Source organism: Sphingopyxis sp., from assembly GCF_016793825.1.
Classification (GTDB): Bacteria; Pseudomonadota; Alphaproteobacteria; order Sphingomonadales; family Sphingomonadaceae; genus Sphingopyxis.
The window spans coordinates 15,431-42,080 of record NZ_JAEULM010000036.1; the positions used below are offsets into that span (position 1 = coordinate 15,431).

General features: G+C 64.4%; 16 protein-coding genes. 6 read left to right on the forward strand and 10 right to left on the reverse strand.

The window, feature by feature from the left end:
• Positions 1 to 13: 13 nt before the first annotated feature.
• Positions 14 to 523, reverse strand: a complete 510-nt coding sequence (locus JNM03_RS11370) for a helix-turn-helix domain-containing protein (RefSeq protein ID WP_294036696.1) — start codon at positions 521 to 523, stop codon at positions 14 to 16.
• 129 nt (positions 524 to 652) lie between these two features.
• On the opposite strand from JNM03_RS11370, the gene JNM03_RS11375 reads away from it, so the two are divergent.
• On the forward strand, positions 653 to 976 hold the full coding sequence (locus JNM03_RS11375; protein ID WP_294036698.1) for a hypothetical protein: 324 nt from the start codon (positions 653 to 655) through the stop codon (positions 974 to 976).
• Positions 977 to 1,081: 105 nt separating this feature from the next.
• On the opposite strand, the gene JNM03_RS11380 is transcribed toward JNM03_RS11375, so the two are convergent.
• Positions 1,082 to 1,966: a glycosyltransferase gene (locus JNM03_RS11380; RefSeq protein WP_294036699.1), complete on the reverse strand. Its 885-nt coding sequence runs from the start codon at positions 1,964 to 1,966 to the stop codon at positions 1,082 to 1,084.
• Between the two features lie 132 nt (positions 1,967 to 2,098).
• On the opposite strand from JNM03_RS11380, the gene JNM03_RS11385 reads away from it, so the two are divergent.
• On the forward strand, positions 2,099 to 4,192 hold the full coding sequence (locus JNM03_RS11385; protein ID WP_294036701.1) for a bifunctional (p)ppGpp synthetase/guanosine-3',5'-bis(diphosphate) 3'-pyrophosphohydrolase: 2,094 nt from the start codon (positions 2,099 to 2,101) through the stop codon (positions 4,190 to 4,192).
• Here the strand turns inward: JNM03_RS11385 and JNM03_RS11390 are convergent.
• The 5 genes from JNM03_RS11390 to gdhA are packed head-to-tail and all read right to left on the reverse strand — an operon-like array spanning position 4,189 to position 15,303.
• Positions 4,189 to 8,508 carry a hypothetical protein gene (locus tag JNM03_RS11390; RefSeq protein ID WP_294036703.1) on the reverse strand — a complete coding sequence of 1,440 codons (4,320 nt, stop codon included), beginning with the start codon at positions 8,506 to 8,508 and terminating at the stop codon, positions 4,189 to 4,191. The two genes, JNM03_RS11385 and JNM03_RS11390, sit on opposite strands and share 4 nt — an antisense overlap.
• A gap of 2 nt (positions 8,509 to 8,510) precedes the next feature.
• Positions 8,511 to 10,463, reverse strand: coding sequence for a hypothetical protein (locus tag JNM03_RS11395; RefSeq protein ID WP_294036704.1), 1,953 nt, complete (start codon positions 10,461 to 10,463; stop codon positions 8,511 to 8,513).
• A gap of 3 nt (positions 10,464 to 10,466) precedes the next feature.
• Positions 10,467 to 12,440, reverse strand: a complete 1,974-nt coding sequence (locus tag JNM03_RS11400; RefSeq protein ID WP_294036705.1) for a heme-binding protein — start codon at positions 12,438 to 12,440, stop codon at positions 10,467 to 10,469.
• 4 nt (positions 12,441 to 12,444) lie between these two features.
• Complete coding sequence (locus JNM03_RS11405) at positions 12,445 to 13,899, reverse strand: multiheme c-type cytochrome (RefSeq protein ID WP_294036707.1); 1,455 nt, start codon at positions 13,897 to 13,899, stop codon at positions 12,445 to 12,447.
• A gap of 48 nt (positions 13,900 to 13,947) precedes the next feature.
• Positions 13,948 to 15,303 carry an NADP-specific glutamate dehydrogenase gene (gene gdhA, locus JNM03_RS11410; protein WP_367235804.1) on the reverse strand — a complete coding sequence of 452 codons (1,356 nt, stop codon included), beginning with the start codon at positions 15,301 to 15,303 and terminating at the stop codon, positions 13,948 to 13,950.
• A 160-nt stretch (positions 15,304 to 15,463) separates the two neighbouring features.
• Here gdhA and JNM03_RS11415 point away from each other — a divergent pair, with 160 nt between their 5' ends.
• Complete coding sequence (locus JNM03_RS11415; RefSeq protein WP_294036709.1) at positions 15,464 to 16,402, forward strand: tetratricopeptide repeat protein; 939 nt, start codon at positions 15,464 to 15,466, stop codon at positions 16,400 to 16,402.
• A gap of 11 nt (positions 16,403 to 16,413) precedes the next feature.
• Positions 16,414 to 17,079 (forward strand): hypothetical protein, encoded by a 666-nt coding sequence (locus JNM03_RS11420; RefSeq protein ID WP_294036710.1) that lies wholly within the window; start codon positions 16,414 to 16,416, stop codon positions 17,077 to 17,079.
• A 10-nt stretch (positions 17,080 to 17,089) separates the two neighbouring features.
• Here the strand turns inward: JNM03_RS11420 and putA are convergent, their stop codons facing one another.
• Positions 17,090 to 20,182, reverse strand: coding sequence for a bifunctional proline dehydrogenase/L-glutamate gamma-semialdehyde dehydrogenase PutA (gene putA, locus JNM03_RS11425; RefSeq protein ID WP_294036711.1), 3,093 nt, complete (start codon positions 20,180 to 20,182; stop codon positions 17,090 to 17,092).
• Positions 20,183 to 20,281: 99 nt separating this feature from the next.
• Between putA and JNM03_RS11430 the strand changes: the two genes are divergently transcribed.
• The gene (locus tag JNM03_RS11430; protein WP_294036713.1) at positions 20,282 to 20,752 is read left to right on the forward strand and encodes an Lrp/AsnC family transcriptional regulator; all 471 of its coding nucleotides are present in this window, start codon (positions 20,282 to 20,284) and stop codon (positions 20,750 to 20,752) included.
• A 10-nt stretch (positions 20,753 to 20,762) separates the two neighbouring features.
• Here JNM03_RS11430 and JNM03_RS11435 read toward each other — a convergent pair whose 3' ends face one another.
• Both JNM03_RS11435 and JNM03_RS11440 read right to left on the reverse strand, forming a co-directional pair.
• Positions 20,763 to 21,704: an acyl-CoA dehydrogenase family protein gene (locus JNM03_RS11435; RefSeq protein WP_294036715.1), complete on the reverse strand. Its 942-nt coding sequence runs from the start codon at positions 21,702 to 21,704 to the stop codon at positions 20,763 to 20,765.
• 13 nt (positions 21,705 to 21,717) lie between these two features.
• Positions 21,718 to 22,869: an acyl-CoA dehydrogenase family protein gene (locus JNM03_RS11440; protein WP_294036716.1), complete on the reverse strand. Its 1,152-nt coding sequence runs from the start codon at positions 22,867 to 22,869 to the stop codon at positions 21,718 to 21,720.
• A gap of 385 nt (positions 22,870 to 23,254) precedes the next feature.
• Between JNM03_RS11440 and hsdR the strand changes: the two genes are divergently transcribed.
• On the forward strand, positions 23,255 to 26,644 hold the full coding sequence (hsdR, locus tag JNM03_RS11445) for a type I restriction-modification system endonuclease (protein ID WP_294036717.1): 3,390 nt from the start codon (positions 23,255 to 23,257) through the stop codon (positions 26,642 to 26,644).
• Positions 26,645 to 26,650: the final 6 nt, after the last annotated feature.

The window sequence follows — 26,650 nt, forward strand, 5'->3', positions numbered from 1 at the left end:
GTGAAGCCAAATATCATTCCGCCGCGACAGGCGCCATGCGCACACGCGCCTGGCCCAGCGGCTGCAATTCCGAGCGGTGCTTCCAAAGCAGCTCGCCATAGGTCAGCGTCCGCCCGTCGTGCGCGGTCATGGTCACCGGCCCGATCGGCTGTTCGTCGCGCGTATCGACGAGAACGGGGGTCGACGCCACGCCTGCCCCCCATTTCTCGCCCCACTGGCGCAGAGCGATCATCGCGGGAAGAAGTTCGATGCCCTTTTGCGTCAGCTCGTACCGGACCTTGCGGCGATCCTCGGCCATCACCTCGCGCGCCATGATGCCATGATCGACAAGTCGCGACAGACGGTTCGACAGGATGTTGCGCGCGATGCTGAGTTCCTGCTGGAACTCCTCGAAATGATGGACGCCGTTGAAGGCCGCGCGGAGGATCATGAAAGACCATCGCTCGCCCATGGCTTCCAATGCGAGCGGCAGCGCACAATTGTCGCCATAGATGTCATTGAGCGGTTCGCGTAATTTTCCCATCGCCATGCCCTAACGTAAAATTGGCCCTCGCACAAAAAAATATGCGCCTTTGGTTGCAATTTGCAACCCGCTGTACCAATTTCATTTTGCAACTCTTTTAAGATTGCTCAAGAACAGGAGGATCTCCCCATGGCCAAGCTTTCTTCCCCGTCCCTTTTACTACCCTTGCTTGCCGCGCTGGGCGGCGTCGCATTGATTCCGGCAACGGCCAGCGCCGCCGGTGGTTCCTATTATCGCGCCGAACTCACAAGCCCGCCGAAGGCCGCAAAATTCGTGGCGCGCGATATCATCTGGTCGTGCGAAGGGCTGAACTGCGGCGCAGGACGCGGCACGAGCCGCCCACTGCTCATATGCACAGGTCTCGCCCGCGAGGCAGGCGAAGTGAAGAGCTTCACTGCGAACGGCAAGGCGTTCGAGGCCGATGAACTCGCGCGCTGCAACAAGGTGAAATGATCCGGCCGGTCGGGTCGGGGCGCTCTCCTCTCCTGCTCCCGGCTCGGCTGTGCCGCAGGGGCCGTCCGCGCGCCGTGTTCCGGTACGCGCGGCGGTCCTTCCGATTCAGGCGGTCAGGCGGTCACGCGCCATGACAAGCGACCAGCGCCCGATCTGCGGCAATTGTGCGAGAACCGGAACCGGATGCGCGGCGAAGGCACGCAGGACCAGGTCGAAGCGCCAGCGGCGGTGACTTTTCAGCGCGAGCCCCAGCAATATTTCGCTGCGCTGCTTCGCAGGGAGCGAAGCGGGTATCGCGCGCTCGACGATCTGCGCCGTGAGCGCCTGGATCTGTGCGGCACGCTGGCTCGTCAGGCTGCCACCATGCTTGCGGTATCGATAGAGATCTTCGTGCAGTTCCACGAAACGGAACCTTTGCGCCGCGCGTAGCCAGAAATCATAATCCTCCACCCCGAACAGCCCGGTATCATAGCCGTTCAGCACCTCGGTCACGTGGGCGCGATACAGGAAACAGGCGCCGACATTGTTGCCGTGGAGCAGGCGATCGACCGGACCGACGCGCGAGCGGCGGAGTTCGGTCCCGCCCTCGTCGATCAGCGTGAAGTCGGCATGGACGATATCCGCCTCGGGATGCGCATCGAGCGTCGCAACCAGACGATCGAGCATCGCGGGGCGGAGAAGATTATCGTCCGACGTCCAGCTATGCAGGGCACCGCGTGCCGCATCGAACCCCGCATTCAGAGCCCCCGGCAGCCCGCGATTGGTCTCGAGCGTGATCAACCGGACACGCGCATCGCGCGCTGCAGCGCTGGCCATGATCGCGGGAGACGCATCCCGCGATGCGTCATCGACGAGGATCAGCTCGAAATCCCGGAAGTCCTGCACCAGAATCGACTCGATAGCCTCCGCCAGCCACCGCGCACCATTATGCACCGGCATGACGATCGAAACACGCGGCGCCGCGGTCGAATCGAGATTATCGGTCCCCATCGGCCCGCTTTCTACCCGGCGCGAACGATGCTTCCAACGGGCTTTACCAAAGTTGCTAACGTCTTCTCCAAAATGAAAGCAAGTTTCGCATTGCAATTGCGGCCGCATGGAGGACATTGGGGTCTGGACCCTATGCTCAGGCAGTATGAACTTGTCGAGCGCGTGCGCGCTTATGATCCTGACGTCGATGAGGCGTTGCTCAATCGTGCCTATGTCTTCACCGTCCAGAAGCACGGCAGCCAGAAACGGGCATCGGGCGACCCCTATTTCAGCCATCCCGTCGAGGTCGCGGGTATCCTGACCGACCTGCATCTCGATAGCGAGACGATCGTCACCGCACTGCTCCACGACACGCTGGAAGACACGTTGACCACGCCGGACGAAATCGAGCGCCTGTTCGGCGCCGACGTCGGACGGCTGGTCGACGGGGTCACCAAGCTGTCGAAGATCGAGGCCCAGACCGAGAACGAACGTGCGGCGGAAAATCTGCGCAAATTCCTGCTCGCCATGTCGGACGATATCCGCGTGCTGCTGGTCAAGCTCGCCGACCGGCTGCACAATATGCGGACGCTGCATTTCATCAAGAACCCCGACAAGCGCCGCCGCATCGCCAAGGAGACGATGGATATCTATGCCCCGCTCGCCGAGCGGATCGGCATGTATGAATATATGCGCGAGATGCAGTTGCTCGCGTTCAGCGAGCTGGAGCCCGAGGCCTATGCGACCATCACCGGGCGTCTCGCCAAGCTGAGTGCGGGAGGGAAGGACAAGGTTGCCGCGATCAGCCGCGAATTCAAGGAATTACTGGCGAAGAACGGCATCGAGGCCGATGTCTCAGGGCGCGAAAAGCACCCCTATTCGATCTGGCGCAAGATGCAGGAGCGTCACGTCAGCTTCGAGCAGGTGACCGACATCATCGCCTTCCGCATCATAACGCCGACCGATGCCGATTGTTACGCGGCGCTCGGTATCCTGCACCGCAAGTGGAAAATGGTCCCCGGCCGGTTCAAGGACTATATCTCGACGCCGAAGCGCAACGGGTACAAGTCGCTGCACACGACGATCATGCACCAGCAGAATATGCGCATCGAGATTCAGATCCGAAGCCTCGGCATGCATCAGCAGTCCGAATTCGGCCTTGCCGCCCATTGGGCATACAAGCAGGGCGGCGCCGCGCCCGACGGGCAGGCGGGGTGGATTCGCGACCTGCTGGAAATCCTCGAACAGACGCATGATCCGGACGAGTTCCTAGAGAACACACGCATCGCGATGTACCAGGATCGCATCTTCGCCTTCACGCCCAAAGGAAGCCTTCACCAGCTTCCAAAGGGTGCGACGCCGGTCGATTTTGCCTATGCCGTGCACACCAAGCTTGGCGACCGCACGGTCGGTGCGAAGGTCAATGGTCGGCTGGTGCCGCTGCGCACGCAACTCGCGAACGGCGACACGGTCGAAATCCTGTCGTCCGACAAGCAGACGCCGCAGCCGGCATGGCTGGGCTTCGCGGTTACGGGCAAGGCGCGCGCCGCGATCCGCCGCCACGTGCGCTCGAAGGAAAAAGTCGAACTCGCGGCACTGGGCCGCAAAATGTACGACGAGATCGTCGCGCGGTTGCCGAACAAGGTCGGCGACAAGGCACGCACGGCTGCACTGACGCGGTTGAAGCTTGAGGACGACAGCGCGCTCTACGTCGCAATCGCCAAGCAGCGCTTCACCGACAATGCCGTACTCGAAGCGCTCGTCCCCGGCATCACGGCCGAGATGAAGACCAAGCCCGGCCGCCTGGCACAGGGCGCCGCGGTATCGATCGCGGGGTTGACGCCGGGGGTCGCCTACCAGCTTGCCGACTGTTGCCACCCCGTCCCCGGCGACCGCATCGTCGGCCTTGCTCGCCCGGGCGAAGGGATCGAGGTCCATGTCATCGACTGCCCGAGCCTCGCCGACGGGATCGATGCCGACTGGATCGACCTGCGCTGGCAGGAAGACAGCGAGGGCGGTAATGCACGGCTGTGCATCGTGATCCTGAACGAACCGGGTACGCTCGCCGAAATGTCGGGCATCCTCGCCGCCAATTCGGCGAACATCACCAATCTGCGGCTGTCGAACCGCGAAGGCGGGTTCCACACCTATGACGTCGTCGTCGAAGTGCGCGACGTGCACCATGTGATGCGCATTCTCTCGGCGCTGCGCGCGTCGGACAATGTGGTGCAGGCCGAACGGCTTTAGTTCGCGTAAAGCAACGGCGGTCGCCACGCCGATTGATCGACCTCGTCGCGGACCTTGTAGACCATGCCCTTGCTGTTGAGGAACAGTCTCTCCATTTCAGGCCGCGTAAAGGGCCGCGAACCGACCCGGCCGAAGACCGCGATCTGACCGCCACTCTCGTCCACCGCACGATCGCGATCGAGGCCTTTCGACAGTGCGAGGGCCGGCGAAGGCGTCCTGGCCCAGGCGATCAGTTCGGGCGTCGGCTTGGGCGAGAAGCCATAGAGGCCCGGATTGTCAGGGCTGGTCAGTTGCAGCACCTTGATGCCGTTCCGGCCGTCGGCGACATAGGCGAAGAGCGATGCGTTGGTCGATGCGACGATCACGTCCTCGGCGTCGTTCAACAGGCCATTGAAGGTCAGCGCGGGCCACATGACCGGTGCCGCCGGGCGGGTCACATCGACGATCACGAGGCCGTCGGTTTTGGCGGCGACATACATATAAGTGCGCGCCAGATAGATTTTGCGCGCATTGGCGATCCGTACCGTGCCCTCCGGCACGAGCACCGGCTGCGCCATGTTGGTGATGTCGAACAGGCTGACGCCCTCGGCATTGGTGACCCAGAGATAGCGGAACTGGACGGCGCTGGCGCGCGCATCGCGAAGGGGCAACTGCGCCGTGACCTTCGGCTGCAGCGGCGTCGAGAGGTCGAGTACGACAAGCCCGGCGTCGGTCGTGACATAGGCGTAGTTACCCGCAAGCGTCACATGCCGCGCGCCTGCCAGCACATTCCCTTCGTTCCAGGTCAGCGCGCGGGTCAGCTTGTTGTCGCGGAATTCGCCGTTCGCCAGCGTGTCGATGTCGACAAGCACCAGCCCCTCGACACTGTCGGTGATGACGGCATAGCGATAGAGCGGATGGAAGGACTGTTCCTGATTTTCGGGAAAATCCTTCACGATATGGTCGTTGCGCGACACGCTGATCGGCTGGTTCGTCCCGATCGCCATGCAGGTCGCGTTCGTCGTCTTCACATGGGTGTCGTGCCCGAGTGGCGAGAAGGGCGCACGAACGATGCGGTCGGAAAAGCCCTTGTTGCCGATCGACGCGACGTCATAGACGCGGAAACCGCCCTTGCCCTCGGCGACGAACATATATTCACCGCGCTGTTGCAGGCAGTTCACCCGGCCGCTCGTATCCTGAACAATGTTGTGGAACTCTTCCAGGGCTTGGGTTTCGCCGGATAGTTTCTTGTCGAAGGTCTTGCCGCGTACCCAGTTCTTGAGCTCGCGGCCATTCTGGCTGACGTGCATGTCGTAATAGTCGGGATAGGCGTATTTCTGCAGATAGCTGCCGATCACCGCCTGCGGCTCATCCCACTCGGTGACGCGGGTCGCCTGAAAGCTGCCATCCTGACCCGACCAGACGTTGAGCCCGACGAAGTTCACGAAATTGGTCCCCATCAACGTCAATTGCGACATGATCGCATTATTGTCGTCGGCTGCCGACAGGTGGCAATCGGTGCACTGCTTGGTTTCCTGACGACGCACCGTGTGCGGGAAGTGCGGCGCGAACGCCTGACTGGAGAAACCGGCGGCCGAGATCGGCGGTTGCTGGACATAGATGCGTTCGCGATTGAGGTTGGTCGAGGACAGCACCAGAGCCGAGGTCGAGCGCACCGGCGTGATAATCCCGCGCACCTCGCCATTCGGTCCGGGTTCGCCGGGCTTGGTTGTCATGTGCCGGCCGAGCTGGAACATCTCGTCGCGCGCCACCTGCGGGTTATAGGTCGCAAAGTTGCGCGTCTCCTCCCCCTCGAAGTGATGCATGCTGGTCTTCCAGTTCGCCTCGATCGGCAAGTGACAACCGCCACAACTCGTCGTCCACGAAAGATGACAGGTAAAACAGGTCATCTTGTCTTCGCCGTGCGCGCGATCCTCCTTCGCAACGCCCGGCCCCCATTCGAACTTGCCGTCGTCGGCCCCCGATCGCGCCATGAGTTTGGCCCGTGCGGCCTTGGCATTGAAGTGTGGCCCTGGCGTCACCGCCTGCTTGACCAGACTGACCTGCCATTCGAGTTTCGGGTCGACGATCGAGCGCTGGATCAGACCTGTCACTTCGCCATCGTCATTATATTGGAATTCGAAACGCCGCCGTCCGTCGCTGTTGCGGAGCAACGCCAGATTCGTGCCCTGCGGCCGCGCCGCGACGTTCGAGGTCAGAAGGTTGGGAAGGGCATCGGCGGTGCCGTGGCAGTCCTTGCACCCGATCTCGACCGCATTCGCGACCTCGCCCTGGATATAGCCGTTGCCGTGGGCGTCCTGCGCAAAGTGGCAATCGGCGCACTGCATGCCCTTTTCGGCATGGATGTCCATCATGTGGACGGCCTTGCCGGGGTTGAGGCCCGGCGGCACGAACTTACCCTCGCGACCGTCGGGAGTCGCCGTGCTCAGGCACAGCTCACGCTCCTTGGGATCGGTGTAGTGGCTGCAGCTCTTGCGCCACTTTTCCGGGTCGTTCGGATCGACGATATGCGCCTTGTCGGTGCCATAGGTCGACATATTGCCGTCGGCATCGAGAAGGTTGCCGTTGCGGTCGCGCTTGAAGATACCGCGGAAGTTCCAGCCATGGCCGTGATAATCGGCGAACTGGGTATTCTGGTTGGTGTCGTTGACGTCATAGACGTCGCGCAGGAATTCGACGTCGGACCACAGGCCGCGCGCCGATGCCCCTTCGGGATTGCGTTCGAGCGTCCTGTGAACCTCGGCAGCGGTCGGATAATGTTGTTGTTTGTACTTCTTCTGATACTCCGCCTCGCTCATCCCCGGAGGCCGCGGCGCGGTGTTGTTCGGACCCGGCCACATCTGCGGCGCGTCGGATTCATAATCCCACATCGTGTAGCCGAGGTACGAGTTCAGGAAGATGTTCGGCTGGTGCATGTGGCAGGTCATGCACTGCGCGGTCGGGATCGCGCGGGTGAACGCATGGCCGATCGGGTGGCCCGATTCGAGCCGTTCCTTTTTGGCCTTCGCCTGAGGGCCAGCCGCCGCGTCGGCCGGATCGACGAGCGCGCCATGCTGGTCGGGATCGGGCGCGTGCTTCGCGCCATCGCCATGATCCGACCCGCCACCACCGTGTCCCCCGCCATGGTCGTCGCTTTCGGGTTTCCATTTGCGCCCCGATATCGTCGGGTCGACCGTCGCGGTCTCGCCGTCGCGGCCATATTGGGCATAGATCAGGCTGTGGCGGGGTTCGCGGTCGTTGGCATAGATGACATGGCAACCGGCGCAGCCCGAGTGGCGGTAGTCGCCCGGTTGGTCGTTGGTCCCCATGAACCACATCAGCGGATCGTTGAGGCGCGTCTTGTGGATATTGAGCACGGGGATCGAGACGCGCAGCCCGGTTCCGGGACCGCGGTTCGACTGTTTGAGGTCGGGACGGCCCGGCTCTTCGAGCCGCTGGATGCTACCGGTGGGATTGGGCAGGCCGATTTCGGCGAACTGGGTGCTGATGTTCCGGCCGCCGCGTTCGAAGACGCGGAAGACGTCGCCGGGCGGAATGACGCTCCAGCGGGGAAGCGGGTACATTCGGGCCAGCGCGCCGCGCTTCCTTTCTTCGGGTTTCAGGATTTTGTCGGCGTCGAAGCTTGGCTTGCACGCCTCGGCATATTCCTCCTTCGTCAGCCGCGACGAGGGCGAAAGAATGCACGCGGGCTTGCCGTCGCGCGTATAGGCCTCTCCGAAGATATAATTCTTATAGGGGACGATGCCGTTGTTATAGGCGGCCCCGCCCCACAACATCGCGCCGGTCGACATCATCGAGCGCTCGGTCGCCTCGATCACCTCAAGGTGGCACGATCCGCACGCCTCGCGCGCGACGCGATAATCGCTGGGGTTCACGAAACGGATGAATTCCGGCGATTCCTTGTTGAGCAACGTATAGCTGCGCTTCGGGTTCGCGGGGCTGCCACCCCATGCGCCGGGCAGGGTCGGCTGCGGGTGCGCGGCCTTCTTTGCTGCCAGATTATAGGCGCTCTCATAACCGAGTTCGGGTTTGCCGAAGGCTGCGGGCGAGGTTGAATCGCCGCCGTGACAGTCGGTACAGCCAAGCCGCACCGCGGGGGTCTTGTGCATCGTCGGCAGGTCGGTGCGGACGTGGCAACTGTAGCAGCCAGCCGACTTCTCCGCCATCTGGGACTCGCTCTGCTCCTTGGGCGCGGGCGGCGTGAAGCGGTACACGACCTTGACCGGCTTTTCCGCTTCGGACGCCCGCGCGCCCTGGGCGCCGAACGTCAGCGCCAGGACAAGGAAGGCGAAGAGCGAGAGGAGTTTGCGAACCATCGTCAGAAGCTCACGATCACATTGGCGAGGATCGAGACATAGGCGTTTTCACGCTTCTTGTTTTCGAACAAATCCTTGAACCCCTTGCCCGGAAGAAGGATCGCGGTGCTGAGGCGCCCGACGATATTCTGCGTCGCCTTCGGCCGCCATATCGCCGCCACCGACAGATCGAAGCCGATGTCTTTTGGAATTGACCCTTCGACGCGAAGGGTCTGCAGCACCCTGGTGTTGTCGAACCACAGATGGTTGGCGTTGAAGCTGACGCGCGTTTCGGGCGACAGGTCGAAATCGGCGCCCGCGCCGACGAACACCGTCCCCGGATTGTTGAAGTTCGACTGGCCTTCTTCCTTCGACGAGCGCAGCGAATTCAATATGCCGTTGCGGCCGCTGATCGATATGACGCGGCCGCCGCCCGCAAAGGGGATGGTCTGCCGGATCCAGTAGCTCGTGTCGGCGCCGCCGAAGATCGGGTTTTCGAAGATCGCATCGAACCCGCCCTCGACATTGTTGTACGGATCGCGATCGCCGCTCGCGTAGAGCCCCGACAGGCGGAAACGCATCCAGTCGTGATCATAGCTGAGTTCGGCGGCCGCGAAGCCGGCGCGGATCTTTGCGGGCTTGCTGGTGAAGAAGCTGTTCCGGTCCTCCCCCAGGGCGGCATAGAAGCTTGCCGTGAGGTTGATCCGCCCGATACGCCCGTCGGCGCTGTAGCCAAGATAGGTGACATCATATTCGCGGCCGCGCAGATCGCCGAGCAGCGCCGGGCGGACCGGGAAGCCATTGTGATCGATCTGGACGTCGTTCTTTTCGCGGTTCCGGTTGTAGGTCACGCTGACCTGGCTGGTCAGCCCGACGAACGGAAAATCCTGCCGATACAGATTGGCGGTGAAGATGAAGTCGTCGCGCGGCGTCTGGGTGATGTCGTTGAGGCCGCTGTTGGTATCCTTTTCCAGCCGCCAGAAGGCCGCGACATTGTACTGGAAGCGATTGTTGTCGCGGTTGCCGAACAAGCGAACGCCAAGCTGGCTGTCGTTGAACAGAAAGCCGCGAAAATCGCTCTGGAACGGCTGGATACCGATACGGATCGAGTGGAAATCGAACCGGTCGCTGTCGTTGCCGAGATGCTTGTCGACGAACAGTTCCTGCACGCCGAGGAAACTGTCGTAGCGATTGCTCTTCTTCGACGGGCGCACGTCGAGAACGCGCCGTTCGGGCACGTCGACATAATTGGCCTGATACGCCAGCGTGACGCGATATTCGACGTCGGGCGGCTTGAAGGCGGTCGACCCCTTGATCAGCGCCGCGCCGGCAATGAAGGTCTGCGCGAACACGAAGCTGCGGTTCTTGCCGAACACATCCAGACTGCCGGGGCGCGACGTCGTCTGGACGCCGACCGGAATCGGGAAGGTTCGCGGCTCGAACACCGTGTCCGAAACCGCGTTGAGCACGAAGAACCAGTCGTCACCCTTGATCGGCAGCCATTTGACCTTTTCGGGATCGATCGGCCGGTCGCCCTTCAGCGTGTTCTGGTGATAGGGGTCGAACCACCGCTCCTTGACGACGCCCAGCGTCTCGATCAGCCGCCAGCGGTCGGGGACGGGAAGCTGGTCCTCGATGCCGGGAAAAGCCTGTGGCGGCGGCGGTCGAAGCGCCCCGACATTGTCCTGCGTCAACTGGTCGGGAAGGTCGGGCGTATAGCCCGGCCGGCGGCGCCCCTCGATGATCTGGGTGACGAGATCGTCCTTGATCACCTCCTGCCAATCGACCGGCGGCGGCGGCGGGGTGAGGTCTTCGAGCGGCGCCTGTTCGGCGGCGGTGTCCGGTGCCTGTTCGCCGGTCGCTTCGTCCGCCGCGGGCGGGTCGGCCGCCGGGGGCGCCGGCGGCACATCGACCGCGGGCGCGCCCTGCGCCGCGAGCGTCGCGATGATCGGCCAAAGGCTGACCTCCACGCTCATCGCCTACAGCCCGTCGCAGACATTTTGAGCCGTCGTATCGAGGAAGGGCGCAAAGGGGCAACTGATGTAGCGCAGGCGCACCCTTGCACCGTCGGCCAGCGTCACCACCACCTGATCGGCGCGCATCGCCGCGGGGGCATTGCCGATCCCGACCGCGCGCAAGCCCCCGTTGTGGGCGCCCAGAAAGCTGATCATGTCATCCTGGTCGATGCCGTCGCCCGACACGCCGATCGCGCCGACGAGCGTGCTGCCGCGATAGATGGGCACCGATCCGGGAAAGATCTGGATGCCGTTCTGAAGCCGGTTCTGTCCCGGAGCCGCGTCGGGCAACGTCGTGCAACGGGCCGGCGTGTCGGGATTCGCGCCCTGAAGAAAGCCGACATGCTGGCCCAGATTGCCGATGATCAGCGCTGACTGGAGCCCGGTCGAGAAGGGATTGAATTGCGCGATCGGGCGCGACAACGGCCCATGCGGACGGCCGACCTCGCCATCGGGGAAATAGGGGCGCGACAGATTGCCGTTCGCCCGGTCGGGGAAAGCGATCGTCCCGGTAAGCGCGGCCGGATTGTTCAGGAACGTGCGCAGGGCGCCGACGAACTGGCGAATGTCGGCGCTGGCGTTGGCGGACAGTTCGGCGCCGGCGTTCGGGTTGGAAAAGAAGGCCGCAGTGCGCGCCTTCTGCAGGCTGACGTCGGACCCGAAGATCGGCGCGTCGGGCGATCGGACGATGCCAAGCGGGGTTCCGAACGTATCGACGACGCTGATCGTCACCTGCGCACGGCTGTCGAGCGGCTTGCGGATCTGGGCGCGGGCGCGGCTCATGACCGTGAAGGCTTCCTCGAGAACCGCTCGCACCTCGGCGGCGCTGAGCGGGGTGGGAACGGCCCCGCCATCGGCGCCCGCACGGATCGGGTAACGGTTGGTGCCGCTGCCGTCGGTGAAGATGAAGGCATCGCGGTTCGAGAATTCGGCAGGGGTCGCGGGGCGCACCCCCGATGCCTCGGTCCCGTAGGCGACACCGGCGGTAACGGCCGCGCTGGCGTATCCCGTCACCGCGACCAGATTGCCCGCAACGCCGTTGAGGCTGGCAAAACTTGCCCCGCCGCCGCTCATGACCCCCGCGAAGGTCGCGTCGGAAAAGCGCAGCGTCGTCCCGTCGACGCTGATCTTGTCGGCGGTGATGCTGGACGGCGCCTCGAACCCGCGCGTGCCCGCGAGCGCGATGAATTCCTCCGGATCATTCTCGACATCGAGGATATTGGTATCGAGGCCATAGACGCCGTCGCCCATCACGCCGATGCCGCCGACGAGGACGCCATTCTTGTAAAGCGGCAGTCCGCCGGCATCGGCCGCGAGCCCCAGCGGAGAGCGTTTTGGCCCGATCAGCGCCGCATTGCCCGCCGCGCCGAACCGCGAGGAAAAGTCGCTGCACGGAAGCTGGCTGAACTGCACGCCATAGAGCGGGCCGCTTTCCAGCCCGACGGTCGTCGGCGCCGGCGGGAAATGCTCCTGGACGATCTGGCTTGCCGTGCGGGTCGAAAAGGCGTTGCCGCCGCTGGACAGATAGGCGCCGGTGATGGCTTTCGCGATGGCGCCGCCCTCTGCCGGGAAAGTGACGTTCTGCGCGTCCATGTTGGCGCCGTTCGGCGCCGCGGCGGTCGTCGCGGTCGCGCGCGCGCCGTTCATGCGGAACACCGCCAGGACGTTGCCGACCCGGTCGGTCACCGCGATCACCGAAGGCAGCCCGCGCGCCTGCGCTTCCGAAATCGCGTTGGCGAGGACCGTCTGAACCTCGCCCACGCTCAGCGATTCCGCGGCGGGCGCCGTATAGACGGTCGTGGGGGTGGGGGTTGGCGTCGGGGTCGGCGTGGGCGCCGGGGTCGGTGTCCCGCCCCCGCCTCCGCCACAGGACGCGAGGAGCAGCGAACCGATCGCGGCAAAGGCCGCCGAGCGGAAAAGATGGGTTTTGCTTTGCATGATCTTACCGCAGCGCCCGAATCGAGCGCACCGCGCTGCCCAGCGCGGCCTGGAAATCGGTGGGCTTGTAGGCGTTGGGGTCCTTGACCGCGGCATAGGCGCGGTCGATGTCGGCGCGAATGCCCGCCGCGGCGCCCACGGTGACCCGTCCCGACGAAACCATCGAATTGAGCAAGGTATCGACCCCCATGACCGCCTGCTGCGAGCCCGCATAGTCGGTGAGGCGATCGTTGATCGCGGGCGTCGAGATCGCATCGACCAGCGCGAACGCATCGGCCCCCGAAAAACTGCGGGCCGCGAACGCGCCCTTCAGCGCCGACACCGTTTCCGCCAGCTTCGCCGCGGCGGCAACCGCACTCGGCCGGTCGATCGTCATCGCACGGTGGAAGGCGGCGGTGCGGGCGGCAAGCTGTTCGGCCAGCGCCGGCGAGGCGAGGCGAGCGGCGGCCGACAGCATGATCAGATTTTCGTCATTATAGGGCGGAATACCTTCGGGCCATTTCTCGCCCCCCGCCATCGCGCGGCCCGGATTGTCGACGCCGGTGCGCAGCGGCTTCGCCTGATCGAAGATGCGGCGGTGGCAGCTATGGCAATCGAGGAAGAAGAATTCGGGGAACATCCCCTCGGTCCCGCGCTTCGACTGGAAAAGGTCGAGGCTGCGTTCGAGCGCGACCGCCTGCCCCACCGCCCACATCTGGACATGGTCGGTGCGCGCCCCGCCCGATCCGAACTTGCGCCAGCCATAGTCCGCATCCTCGTGATGATGCGCCTGCAGCGACGAAAACAGGTCGAGTTCGAAGGAAATGCGCGGGTGGCCCGCGGCCATGATGCGATGCGTGACGAACTGCCCTTCGCCCTTCGATCCGAAATGGCAATCGACGCAAACTCCGGCACGCACGACGGGATCCTCGAGCTTCCAGAGCCCGGCGCGGAGGTTCGAGAGATGTTTGTCGCGCATTTCGCGATCGGGGTCCGCGTTGGTGCCGACGCCCGCATAATGGCTGGAAATCCATCCGCCGGCGGGTCCGTGGCACGATTCGCACCCGACCCCGTCATCGACCGGCACCGCGCCGCGGCTGGCCCCCGCGGTGCTGTGGCAGCCGAGACACATCGACGCCTTCGACGGGTCACCGATTCCCAGGTTGCGCGCGATGAACTGGCTGCGGCTGTTGCTGAGCACGGCCCAGGCGCGGCTGTGTGCGCCGCCGGCGCTCGACGGCTCTTGCCATTTCATCAGCTCGTCCTGGCGGACGACGATGCCATCGCCTTCCATCCGGCCGTGACACGTCGAACCGGCGCAGGACGCGACCCCGGTGTAGCGGCCCGCCTCGCCGCCCTGCGACCGGGCGGGCGGGGCGGCGACGACCGCGGCGATCACGAGCGCGAGCAGGAGCAGCGCGAACGCCACCATGGCCGCCCGCGGTCGCTCGCCGCGCTTCACTATCGCGTCGGTCGTCATCCTGCGTGTCCCCTTTTCCCGCCTGGCGCTTTTGCGCCTAGACCGTAATCACACCACCCCGAACGCCAGCATCGCGTCTGCGACTTTCTTGAAGCCGCCGATGTTCGCGCCCTTCACATAATCGATATAGCCATTCCCCTGGTCGCCATAGGTCAGGCAGCTCGTGTGAATGCCATCCATGATGTCTTTCAACATCTGCTGCAATTCACTTTCGTTCCAGCTCCGCCGTCCGCTGTTCTGGCTCATTTCGAGGCCCGACACCGCCACGCCGCCGGCATTGGCCGCCTTGCCCGGCGCGAACATGATCTTCGCATCCTTGAAGACATGCACGCCGTCGAGGTTGGTCGGCATGTTGGCGCCTTCGCTGACCGCGATGCAGCCGTTGGCAACCAGCGCCTTTGCATCGTCGCCCAGCAGTTCGTTCTGCGTCGCGCACGGCAGCGCGACATCGCACTTCACACCCCACGGCGTCTTGCCGGCGGTGAAGCTCGCCCCCTTGAACTCGTCGCAATATTCCTCGATCCGGCCGCGACGATGCGTCTTGTGCGCCTTCACCCAGTCGATCTTTTCCTGCGTGATGCCGTCGGGATCGTGGATGAAGCCGCCCGAATCGGACAAGGTCAGCACCTTGCCGCCAAGCTGGACGATCTTTTCCGCGGCATGCGTCGCGACATTGCCCGAACCCGAGATGACGGCCGTCTTGCCGACCAGATCCTGCCCCTTCGCCGCCAGCATGTTGGCGAGGAAATAGACCGCACCATAGCCTGTCGCCTCGGTACGGATCAGCGAGCCGCCCCATTCGAGGCCTTTTCCGGTCAGCACGCCGGTAAATTCATTGGTGATGCGTTTGTACTGGCCGAACATGAAGCCGATTTCGCGCCCGCCCACGCCGATGTCACCCGCAGGCACGTCGATGTCGGCGCCGATATGGCGGTACAGCTCGGTCATGAAGCTTTGGCAGAAGCGCATGATCTCGCGCACGCTCTTGCCCTTCGGGTTGAAGTTCGACCCGCCCTTGCCGCCGCCCATCGGCAAGCCGGTCAGCGCGTTCTTGAACGTCTGTTCGAAGGCCAGAAACTTGAGGACGCTTTCGGTCACGCTGGGGTGGAAGCGAATCCCGCCCTTGTACGGCCCGATGGCGTTGTTGTTCTGTACGCGCCAGCCCCGCTGCACGCGAATATTGCCGTTGTCGTCCTCCCAGCACACGCGGAAAGACACGACCCGGTCAGGCTCTGCAATACGCCGCAGGATCTGCTGCGCGTGATATTGTTCCTTGTCGGCGATGAAGTCGAAAATGTCCTCCGACACTTCCTGCACCGCCTGGACGAACTCGGGTTGCCCCGGATTGCGCCGTTTTACGCCTTCCATGAACGTCGAAAAATCGACGTGATCCGATACTGCCACTGCACCCCTCCCCTGTTGTCTGGGAAAATCGGTGCGACCCCACTGACGATTTTGTCGTTGACCGACCTCGCGGGTCAAAGGCTACACCATCGCGAGGCAAAGGCAAGACGCCAGCACGCGACGCCCATGTTTTTTGGTGCATCGCACAAAGGGGACAAAGATGAACGAGAGCAAGAAGATGGGCAGCGGGATGACGCCCACGAACCGGGCGATATTGATCGCGGCGTTTGTGCTGCTGGCCGCCGCGATCGGCTATACAACCTGGCGCGATTCCGCCGATTCGGCGGCGGCCACGCTCTCCGAATCACCTGCTGCACCCGATGGCCAGCTGGCCGCGCTGGAGGCGCGCGTGAAGGCCGAGCCGAACAGCGCCGAAGCGTGGACCGCGCTGGGTGCGGCGCGATTCGACATGGAAGATTATCCGGGCGCGGCGACGGCTTATGAAAAGGCCGTCGCGCTTTCGCCCGATTCGGCCGGGCTCTGGTCGGCGCTGGGCGAAGTCCGGGTTTATTCCAGCAAGCGCGACCCGTTGCCGGCCAATGCGCTGGTGGCGTTCGAAAAGGCGATCGCGCTCGACGCGAAAGATCCGCGCGCGCGATATTTCATGGCCGTGAAAAAAGACGTGGCCGGCGATCACAAGGGCGCGATCGAGGACTGGTTCGCGCTGCTGGCCGAAACCCCGCAGGGCGCCCCTTGGGAAGCCGACCTTCGCCGCACGATCGAGCAGGTCGGGGCGATCCACAAGATCGACGTCGCGGCGCGGCTGATGAACACGCAGGCACGGCCGCTGAAGGCCGAAGAGATGCCGGTCGCGGCGCGGGCGATCCCGGGACCCAGCCGCGCGGATATGGAGGCGGCATCGCAGCTTCCCAAGGGCCAGCAGGACGCGATGATCGAGGGCATGGTGAGCGGACTGGAAGCCAAGCTCAAAGCCGATCCCAAGAACGTCGACCGCTGGATCATGCTGATGCGCAGCCGCATGACGCTGGGCGAAACGGCGAAGGCCGCACAAGCGCTCCGCGACGGCATTGCCGCGAACCCGGACGCGACGGGACGATTGAAAGCGCAGGCACAGCTGCTAGGCGTGCCGGGAGCATAAGGGGTGGGTTTATGAAAAATTGGGCTTTTGCGGCGATCGCCGCCGCGTCGCTGCTGTCGACGGCCGCGCAGGCCGCCGACAGGGTCACGTTCACGATCAACGATGTCACGCTGACGGCGCCGATGCCGGCGGGCTATTGCGAACCGGTGAACAGCGACAAGCTGATCGCCGACACGCTGGCGAGAGGCGATCGCGACAATATCACGCTCGCGACGCTGATCCGCTGCGACCAGGCGGGGCGGGCCGAAGGGCCCGGCAACGACTATATGCTGATCAAGTCGCCGCGGACGGCGCTGACCACAATGATCAGTCGTCCTGAATTCCTGCGCGCCATCAACGCCGAGTTCGGCAAGGCGGATTGGCAGACGGGCGTAGCGAGCAACGCGGCCACCGACCGGGCCGCCAAGGGCCTCTCCGACGTCCTGGAGACGCCGATGGAGATCGCCGGCGACCTGGCGCCACGCGGAAGCGACCAGGACTGCGCCTATCTGGGCGGCACGCTCAACGTGAATGGCGGCGGGGTCGTCTATCCGATCATTCTCGGCGGCTGCCTGACCAGTGTCGGGAACAAGGTGCTGGCGGTCTATACCTATGACGATCCCGGCAAGGGCGGAGGGGTCGCGGGCAAGATGCGCTTCGCCCGCGACGTCGCGATGGCGATCCGACCCGTCGACTAGGATCGGGACCCTAGCCGGCCATCAACGCCGCATTGCCGCCCGCCGCGGTGATGTCGGTCGAGATCGACTTTTCCTCGGCAAAGCGGTGCAGATAGTGCGGGCCGCCGGCTTTCGGACCGGTCCCCGACAGGCCGCGCCCGCCGAAGGGTTGCGAGCCGACGATCGCGCCGATCTGATTGCGGTTCACATAGACGTTGCCGACCTCCGCCCGCGCCGCGATATGCGCCGCGACGCCGTCGATCCGTGTGTGGACGCCGAGCGTCAGGCCATAGCCCGAGGCATTGATCGCATCGATCAGTGCATCGAGTTCGCCGCCCTTCCACGTCGCGACATGGAGCACGGGGCCGAAGATTTCCCGCTTGAGGTCGGTGACATCATCGAGCCGGATCACGACCGGCGGCACGAAATGACCGCCGGCAGGCAAGTTCGTCCGGCCCGCCTCGGCAATGACCCGGCCCGCCGCACGCGCTTCCGCCACATAGGCGGCGATATTCGCCTGCGCCTCGTCGTCGATGATCGGGCCGACGTCGATCGCGAGAATCGCGGGATCGCCGACGTTGAGTTCGGCCATCGCGCCTGCAACCATCTCGATCATCGTGTCCGCCACATCCTCCTGCACGCAGAGCAGGCGCAGCGCCGAGCAACGTTGTCCCGCTGACTGGAAGGCCGAGCCAACGGCATCGCGCGCGACCTGTTCGGGCAGCGCCGTCGAATCGACGATCATTGCGTTCGCGCCGCCGGTTTCAGCGATCAGCGTCGCGATCGGGCCGTCGCGCCCGGCGAGGCTGCGATTGATCATCCGCGCGACCTCCGTCGAGCCGGTGAAGGCGACGCCGATGATGTCATTGTGACTCGTCAAAGCAGCACCGACCGTCTCGCCGCGACCGGGGAGATAGGCGAGGACATCGGCGGGCACGCCCGCTTCGAGCAGCAATTCGACCGCGGCGTGTGCGATCAGCGGGGTCTGTTCGGCGGGCTTGGCCAGCACGGCATTGCCGGCAGCGAGCGCAGCCGAGACCTGCCCCAGGAAGATCGCGAGCGGGAAGTTCCACGGGCTGATGCAAACGAAGACGCCCTTGCCTTCCAGGATCAGTTCGTTGCGTTCGCCGGTCGGGCCGGGAAGCGCGACCGGATAGGTGAAGTCGGCGCGCGCCTGCGCCGCATAATAGCGGAGGAAATCGACCGCCTCGCGCACTTCGGCGATGGCGTCGAGCAACGTCTTGCCCGCTTCGTCCATGGCGAGTCCCAGAAAGAGCGCGTCGCGCTCCTCCAGCAAGTCGGCTGCGCGTTCGAGACGGTCCGCCCGAAAGGCGCCGCCCGCGAGGCTCCAGTCGCTCTGCGCCTTGCGTGCCGCGGTGACGGCGGCTTCGACCTGCGCGCGGTCGGCCTCGATCACCTGACCCACGATGGCTCCCGTCGCGGGATTGAGGACCGGCCCCGTCACCCCGCCCTGCGTCCGGCCGCCGATGATCGGCGCGGCAACGAGATCGCCGCGCCGCGCCTTACCGATCGCCGCGGTCAGCGCTTCGGGCACGCCCGGTTCACCAAGGTCGTAGCCGCGCGAATTGCGGCGCACGGGGTCGAAGAGGCCCAGACCCGTCGCGATCGTCGACGGCGTGCTCGCGATGCTGCGCGGATCGACCGCAAGCTGTTCGGGAGTGACGTCGGGGTCGGAGAATTGATGCACGAAGCTGGAGTTCGCGCCATTTTCGAGCAAGCGGCGGACAAGATAGGCGAGAAGGTCGCGGTGCGTACCGACCGGCGCATAGACGCGGACCGGCCGTGGCGGCGGATAGAGCGCCATGATCGCGTCATGCGCGCCCTCGCCCATGCCATGCAGCCGCTGCAGTTCATAGTCGGCGCCCGCAAACAGCTCGGTCACGAAGGCGAGCGTCATCGCATTGTGGCTCGCGAATGCGGGGAAGATGCAATCCTGACTGTCGCGAAGGATCTGCGTGCAGTGCATATAGTTGAGATCGGTGTGGTTCTTTGCGGCGAAGACCGGGAAGTCGCCGAGGCCCATGGTCTGTCCGCGCTTGATCTCGGTATCCCAATAAGCGCCCTTGACGAGACGCATCGACAGCTTGACGCCCCGCGCCCGCGCCTGCGCCGCGACCCAGCGGATCACTTCCGGCGCGCGCTTCTGATAGGCCTGGATGACGATACCGAGCCCGGTCCAGCCATCCGCGATCCCGGCCTCGATCAACGCCGCGAACACGTCCATATGCGGTTCGAGCCGGTCGCTTTCCTCGGCATCGATCATCAGCGGGATGTTGACGTCGCGCGCGGCGCGGGCAAGTTCGATGACGCCGGGGACCAGTTCCTGCCGAACGCGCGCGTCCTGAAAATATTCATAGCGCGGATGAAGCGCGGACAGCTTGATCGAGATGCCGTGATTTGCGTGCGGGTCGCCGGGTTTCGCGCTCTTTCCGATTCGCTCGATGGCCTTGGCATAGCTGTCGAAATAGCGCCGCGCGTCGGCGGCGGTGCGCGCTGCTTCGCCGAGCATGTCGAAGCTGGCCAGTTCAGACTTGTCCTTGTCGGCGCGCTTGACCGCGGCATCGATCGTCTCGCCCATCACGAACTGCTGGCCGAGCAGCTTCATCGCCGCGAGCGCCGCCTGACGGATCACCGGTTCGCCCGAACGACGGATCATCGATTTGAGCAGCGACAACGGGTTCGCCTTGCTGCCCATCGCGCCGAGCATCAGCGTCGCCGACCCGAGCGACAGCCCGCGGGCCGAGAGCGCGACGATCAGCGGGCTGTCTTCATCCTCGCCATCGTTCCAGTGACGGCCCGCGATCTTGTCGCGGATCAGCGCGTTGGCGGTTGCGCTGTCGGGAACCCGGAGCAGCGCTTCGGCCAGACACATCAACACGACGCCTTCCTCGGTCGAAAGGCGGTAGCGATTCATCAATTGCGCGACGAGCGTTTCCCGGTCGCCCTCTGCCTTTGCCTTGCGGATGAGCGCGAGGCCGCGCTGGGTGGTCGCGACGACACTGGCGGGCGAGCGGGCCAGCTCGGCGCGCAGGTCGGCGACGATGTCGGTTTCGGGACGGCGGGCGAGGGCGCGAAGGGCGGCGCGGTCGGTGGGCTGGGTCATGCCACGGCCTTTAGCATATACACAGAAGTCGATCCGACCTCATTTGATGATCTGAATATATGATTTGACCAAATTTTTGGAGAATATTAGGTAGATTGTATGAAAAATGGCATTTCCTCAGTCGATCTGGATGAGTTCGATCGCAAGATCCTGACGATCCTGGGGCGCGACGGACGCATCACCTATACCGATCTCGCGCAGCGGGTCGGGCTGTCGAAGACACCGTGTCAGCAGCGGGTGAAACGTCTGGTCGACAGCGGGTTGATCACCGGATTTCGCGCGATCGTCGATCCGGCCAAGGTCGGCCTCGACCATGTCGCCTTCACCGAGGTGAAATTGTCCGACACGCGCGAGGAGGCGCTGCGCCGGTTCAACACGGCGGTACGGCAGATCCCGGAGGTCGAGGAGTGCCACATGATCGCCAGCAGCTTTGACTATCTGCTGAAAGTCCGCACGCCCGATATCCGCCGTTATCGCATCGTGCTGGGAGAGAAGATCTCAAGCTTGCCGCATGTCGCGAGTACATCGACCTTCGTCGCGATGGAAACCATCCTCGAATCCGCCCGGTGACATGCTTCGGTCAGACGGCCGCCCGGACATAATCGACCGACCCGCCGTCATCGGCCAGTCGCGCGGCGCCTAGCAGGCGGTTCCAGTATGTCTCGGACCCGTCGGCGAGGCGCCATTCGTGGAGGCGGCGCGTGTAGAGCTGGAGGTCGAACTCCTCGCTGATCCCGATCGCACCGTGAACCGCATGCGCGGTTGCGGCGAGACGGGCAGCGGCGCTGCTCGCGATCGACTTGGCCGTCGCCGCGGCGGCGAGACCGGGTGGCAGCCCCCCTGCGCAGCCGATCTGCGAAGCGATGCGGCAAGCGACCATATCCTCGGCCATCACCGCCATCTGTTGTTGAAGCGCCTGCTGCTTGCCGATCGGCTTGCCGAACTGGATGCGCTCGTTGGCGTAGACGGCGGTCATGGCGGTCAAGCGGTCGGCGGCGCCCGCGATCAAGGCGGCCCGCAGGATCGCCGCAATCGCGCGCAGGCCGCCCGCAGGCGCCGGGACAGTCGCATCGCCCGGATCGGCGCGCACGCGAAGCGCCGTGCTGCCAAACGCGCCGATCGGTTCGCCGTCGGCCGTGATCCGATGCAGCCCGCGCGGCGTTTCGAGGAGGATATCGCGCGCGACGCGGCCGAAGGGAACGATGGTTTCCCCTGCCGCGCCCACGGTCGCCAGCGCGATCGGCCCTTCCGGCGCGTCGGGGAGCAGCGCGCGCGCGATCATCGTCTCGCCAACCGGCAACGGCACCGCATGGCGGCCGAGCGCCTGCCACAGAGCGCAAACCTCGGCGAGCGGCAAACCCGCGCCGCCGCGATCCTCCGGCACCAGCGCATCGAGGAAGCCCGATCCGGCGATGCCGTTCCACAAGGCATCGGCGCTTTCGCCCGCCTCGATCGCGCGCACCGTCGCGGGCGGCGAGAGGTCTGCGATCATCCGTTCGAAGGGTTCGAGAAATTCGTTCATCGCGCCGGCCCCTTCACCGTAATCCCATCCCGCGCGCGATGATCCCGCGCAGGATTTCGCGCGTCCCGCCACGCAACGAGAAGCTGGGTGCCACATGAGTGACATAAAGCAGCGTGCGGTACAGTTCGGTATCGATGGCTTCGTCGGGATGCGCCGCAAGATCGTCGCCGATCAGGGCCGGCAACTGCTGTTCGAAGGCGGTACCGAGGTCCTTGACCAATGAGGCCTCGGTCACCGGGCTTTCGCCCGCCGCAAGGCGAGCCGTGCATGCAATCGACATGGCCCGCAAGACGCCCAGCCGCGCGGTGAAGTCGCCGACGAGCGCGAGCGTTGCGGCATCCTGTCGACCGATGCCTTGCAGATGCCGGATCCAGGCGTCGAGGAGCACCACGCTCGAATAGATACGCTCCGGCCCGCTGCGTTCGAAGGCGAGTTCGGCGGTGACCTGTTTCCAGCCTTCGCCTTCGTTGCCGATCAGCGCCCCGTCGGGAAGGTCGACATCCTCGAAGAACACCTCGGCGAAATGCGCATCTCCCGACAGATCGCGGATCGGGCGAATCGTGACGCCCGGCGCTTTCAGATCGATGATGAGTTGCGACAGGCCGGCATGCCGATCCTCCGGGCTGCCAGACGTGCGGAGCAATGCGATCATATAGTCGCAGTGCGCCGCGCCCGACGTCCAGATCTTTTGTCCGTTGACGCGCCAGCCGGTTGCGGTGCGCACCGCGCGCGTGCGTACGCTCGCAAGGTCGGACCCCGATCCCGGCTCGCTCATCCCGATGCAGAAGAAAATCTCGCCGCGCGCGATCCGCGGCAGATAATGGTCGCGCTGCGCCTCGTCGCCGAAATTGAGGATCAGCGGCGCGCTCTGCCGGTCGGCGATCCAGTGTGCGGCAACCGGCGCGCCGACCGCCAGCAATTCCTCGACGACGACAAAGCGCGCGAAGGGTCCGCGTTCATGCCCGCCATAGCGCCTGGGGAGCGTCAGCCCGAGAAAGCCCGCCTCGCCCAGCCGGCGACTGAAGGCCGCGTCATAACCCTGCCAGGAACGCGCACGCTGGGCGGTGCCGGCAGCCGCCGCGGCCTCGGCGGCGATGGCACGAATCGCCGGCCGGATCGCTTCGTCGGCGGCGGGCAGGCTGGCGAGGCTGAGCGTCTCGAACACCGGCATCTCTCCCCTTCTTGGTGCCCAAGCCGCTATTGCGCCTTGGCCCCCGCCACAAGCTGCTTTTTGTGGGAGCATCCGGCCCCGCGAAGGATTGACCGCCGACGCCGGACGCGGCAAAGGCCAAAAACCGGCACGCGGGTGTAGCTCAATGGCAGAGCAGAAGCTTCCCAAGCTGAAATTCTGCGAGGATTTCTGCGGCTTTCGCTGTAAAAAGCGCCAGAACCCACCCTAGCGATTTCAATGACTTACTGAACCCCTGTAAAAACTGACTGGGCGCGCGGGATCGAGGTGCAATTTCAGCATCGGCAGCGATTTCACGCTTTGCCGGAGCGTACAGTGATTGCTAACTTGAGCGAAACACTGGAGCAGCTAATATGCCTTGGTGACTGAGGGGGGATCTTCGAACTTTGCCTTTCTAGAGGCCGCTGACGATCGCCTATTTCGTCTTGCCAGGCTTGCTGAGCGTTACGTCTTTGATGACGCCCCTGCGGCGCTGACGAAACTTCGATCCTTCGCAGAGGCGATGGCGAAAGAAATAGCGGCAACACATGCACTATTGCCGCCGGGGTCGCCCTCGTTTGACGAGGTACTTTCACAATTGCGGAGGCGATCGCTCATGCCTCAGCAGATCGGCGACATTTTCCATTTGCTCCGACGGCAGGGCAACAAGGCAGTGCATGACGATGCGGGCACGCCCAGCGAAGCCCTCGGGGCGCTGAAACTGGCCCGCAATCTCGCCATATGGTTTCATCAGGCCTACAACAATCAGCCAGGCTTCCGTGCGGGGCCATTTGTTCCGCCCGCATCGTCTCAAGACATCTCCGAAGAATTGCAAATCGAACTCGCTGAGTTGCGGGCGCAGGTCAAAGCGAGTCGCGATGCAGAGGCGGAAGCGCGCCTTGCAGCGAGCGACGCCGAGGCGGCGCGGCGCGAGGCGATGGAGAATGCCGATCAGCGCGAGAAGGAACGCGTCTTCTGGGAAGCCTACGCGGCGGAGACCGAAGCCAAAGCGGCCGCCGCCGAGCAAGAACTTTCGGCTATACAGAAGCAGGCCGAGGCGGCGGCACCCGTGCAACTCGACCTGCTCGCATCGATGGCCGCAACGGCGGCCGATTCGATCGAGCTGGACGAGAAATCGACGCGGGTGCTGATCGACGAGCAGCTTCGCAATGCGGGCTGGGAAGTCGACAGCGCGCTTATCCGATATGCGCGTGGCGCTCGACCGGAGTTTGGTCGCAACATGGCGATCGCAGAATGGCCAACAAAGAGCGGTCCCGCCGACTACGCGCTTTTTGTGGACGGTTCTTGCGTTGGCGTAATCGAAGCGAAGCGGGGGGCGACCGACGTGCCAGGCCGATTGAGCCAGGCGCAACGCTACGCCCGCGATATCGCGCTTGATATCGACGCCGTCCCAACTGGCGGACCATGGCTCGATGGCGACCAGCGGTTCCGCGTGCCCTTCGTCTTTGCGACTAACGGGCGCCCCTACGTAAAGCAGCTAGCCATCAAATCCGGGATCTGGTTCTGGAACGCGCGCACCAAAGAAGCGCCGCGGGCGCTTGCCGAATGGTTTTCCCCCCGCGATCTGGTCGAGCGGCTGGAGCAGAAGGTCGGGGAGCCGCTCACCGCAGTGGCAGAACGCGAAGTCGGTGTCTCTGGTTTGCGGCCCTATCAGGAGCATGCCGTCGAGGCGGTAACCGGCGCGATCGATCAGGGTCAACGCGCGATCCTGCTCGCAATGGCGACCGGCACCGGCAAGACACGGCTTGCCATTGCGCTGATGTACGAACTGCTCCGCGCGAAACGATTCCGGCGTATCCTTTTCCTCGTCGATCGCAATGCACTCGGCCGCCAGACGCTCGACGCGATGTCGACCACCGACACCTCGGGCTTTCTGAAGTTCGACCAGGTCTTCCCCGTCGCCGACCTTGCGACTAAATTTCCCGAAGCGACGACACGGGTGCAGGTCGCGACCGTGCAGGCGATGGTCCGCCGGCTGTTCGACGAGGGCGACGGCGAGCGGCCGACGCCGGGCACCTATGACCTCATCATCGTCGACGAGGCGCACCGCGGCTATACGCTCGACGCCGAGCTGCGCGAGGACGATCTGGAGTTTCGCACCCTCGACGATTATCTCTCGGCCTATCGCCGCGTGCTCGATTATTTCGACGCGACGACGGTCGCGCTGACCGCGACCCCGGCGCTCCACACACGCGAAATTTTCGGGCGGCCCGTCTTTTCCTATGGCTATCGCCAGGCGGTAATCGACGGTTATCTGATCGACCACCGCCCCCCGCGCCGCATCACCACCGCGCTCAGCCAGACCGGCATCGTCTTTGAACCAGGCGAAGAGGTTTCGATTGTCGATCCAAGAACTGGACAACTCGATCTGTTCAACCTGGAGGATCAGGTCGATTTCGAAGTCGCCGACTTCAACAAGAAAGTTTACACCGAGGCGTTCAACAAGGCGGTGGCGCAAGCAGTCGCGGCCGAATGCCCGCCCGACCAGCCGGGCAAGACCCTGCTCTTCGCCGCGCGCGACGATCATGCCGATATCCTCGTCAAGGCGCTGCGCGAGGCGCTAGAAGAGGAATATGGGCCGCAGCCGCATGACATGGTCCAGAAGATCACGGGAAGCGTCGACAAGCCGCTCGATGCGATCAAGGCGTTCAAGAACGACCCGCGGCCCAAATATGTCGTGACGGTCGACCTGCTGACCACCGGCATCGACGTGCCGTCGATCACCAACCTGGTCTTCGTTCGCCGCGTGAACAGCCGCATCCTCTATGACCAGATGATCGGTCGCGCGACACGCCGCTGCGACGAAATCGGCAAGGCCTATTTCCGTATCTTTGACGCCGTCGATATCTACGCGAATTTGCAGGACTTCACCGATATGCGCCCGGTCGTTGTCGACCCCGCGTTGAGCTTTGCCGACCTGGTGCGTGACCTCGATCGCGCGCCGACCGACGCGGACCGAGCCCTCGTCCGTGACCAGATCGTCGTCAAACTGCGCCAACGGCTGAAGCGGCTGGATGAGGAGAAGCGCGAGGCGATGGCGCAGGTGCTGGGCGATCTGTCCGCATTACCCGACCGGCTGAAAGATGCCGCCCCCGCGGAAACGCTCGACCTGTTCCGCCGACATCCGTCGCTCGCGATACTGCTCGACACGCCGAACCGGCACAAGGGTGACGGCATGTTCGTGTCCGAGCATGAGGACGAACTGGTGTCGGTCGAGGATGATTATGGCGAGAAGGCTTCGCCCGCTGACTATATCTCGGGCTTCGAGGCGTTCATTCGCGCCAATATGAATGCGGTGCCGGCGCTGGTCGCCGCGACGCAGCGCCCGCGCGACCTGACGCGCGCCGAGCTCAAGGAAATCGCGTTGCTGCTCGACGCCGAAGGTTATTCGGAGGCACGCCTGCGCCGCGCCTATGGCACCGCACGCAACGCCGACATCGCGGCGCATATCATCGGCTTCGTCCGTCAGGCCGCCCTCGGCGACCCGTTGGTGCCCTATGAGACGCGGGTCGAGAATGGCGTACAGGCGATCCTCGCCAGTCGCGACTGGACGCAGGGCCAGCGCCGCTGGCTACAGCGTATCGGCCGCGCGCTGAAGGATCAGCCGGTCGGCGATCCGGCGCTGTTGTCCGATCCGCTCTTCGCCCAGAATGGCGGCTTCCCCGTTATCGACAAGGAATTCGACCATAAACTTGGCGAGGTGCTGATGGACCTGAACGCCGCGATCTGGGATAGCGGCGCCGCCGCATAAGGAGTG

Coding starts and splice junctions, on each gene's coding strand:
- JNM03_RS11380 (WP_294036699.1), bottom strand. CDS start 1,966: ATGGGGACCGATAATCTCGATTCGACCGCGGCGCCGCGTGTTTCGATC.
- JNM03_RS11390 (WP_294036703.1), bottom strand. CDS start 8,508: ATGGTTCGCAAACTCCTCTCGCTCTTCGCCTTCCTTGTCCTGGCGCTG.
- JNM03_RS11415 (WP_294036709.1), top strand. CDS start 15,464: ATGAACGAGAGCAAGAAGATGGGCAGCGGGATGACGCCCACGAACCGG.
- JNM03_RS11385 (WP_294036701.1), top strand. CDS start 2,099: ATGCTCAGGCAGTATGAACTTGTCGAGCGCGTGCGCGCTTATGATCCT.
- JNM03_RS11420 (WP_294036710.1), top strand. CDS start 16,414: ATGAAAAATTGGGCTTTTGCGGCGATCGCCGCCGCGTCGCTGCTGTCG.
- JNM03_RS11370 (WP_294036696.1), bottom strand. CDS start 523: ATGGGAAAATTACGCGAACCGCTCAATGACATCTATGGCGACAATTGT.
- JNM03_RS11435 (WP_294036715.1), bottom strand. CDS start 21,704: ATGAACGAATTTCTCGAACCCTTCGAACGGATGATCGCAGACCTCTCG.
- JNM03_RS11405 (WP_294036707.1), bottom strand. CDS start 13,899: ATGACGACCGACGCGATAGTGAAGCGCGGCGAGCGACCGCGGGCGGCC.
- JNM03_RS11400 (WP_294036705.1), bottom strand. CDS start 12,440: ATGCAAAGCAAAACCCATCTTTTCCGCTCGGCGGCCTTTGCCGCGATC.
- JNM03_RS11395 (WP_294036704.1), bottom strand. CDS start 10,463: ATGAGCGTGGAGGTCAGCCTTTGGCCGATCATCGCGACGCTCGCGGCG.
- JNM03_RS11430 (WP_294036713.1), top strand. CDS start 20,282: ATGAAAAATGGCATTTCCTCAGTCGATCTGGATGAGTTCGATCGCAAG.
- JNM03_RS11375 (WP_294036698.1), top strand. CDS start 653: ATGGCCAAGCTTTCTTCCCCGTCCCTTTTACTACCCTTGCTTGCCGCG.
- putA (WP_294036711.1), bottom strand. CDS start 20,182: ATGACCCAGCCCACCGACCGCGCCGCCCTTCGCGCCCTCGCCCGCCGT.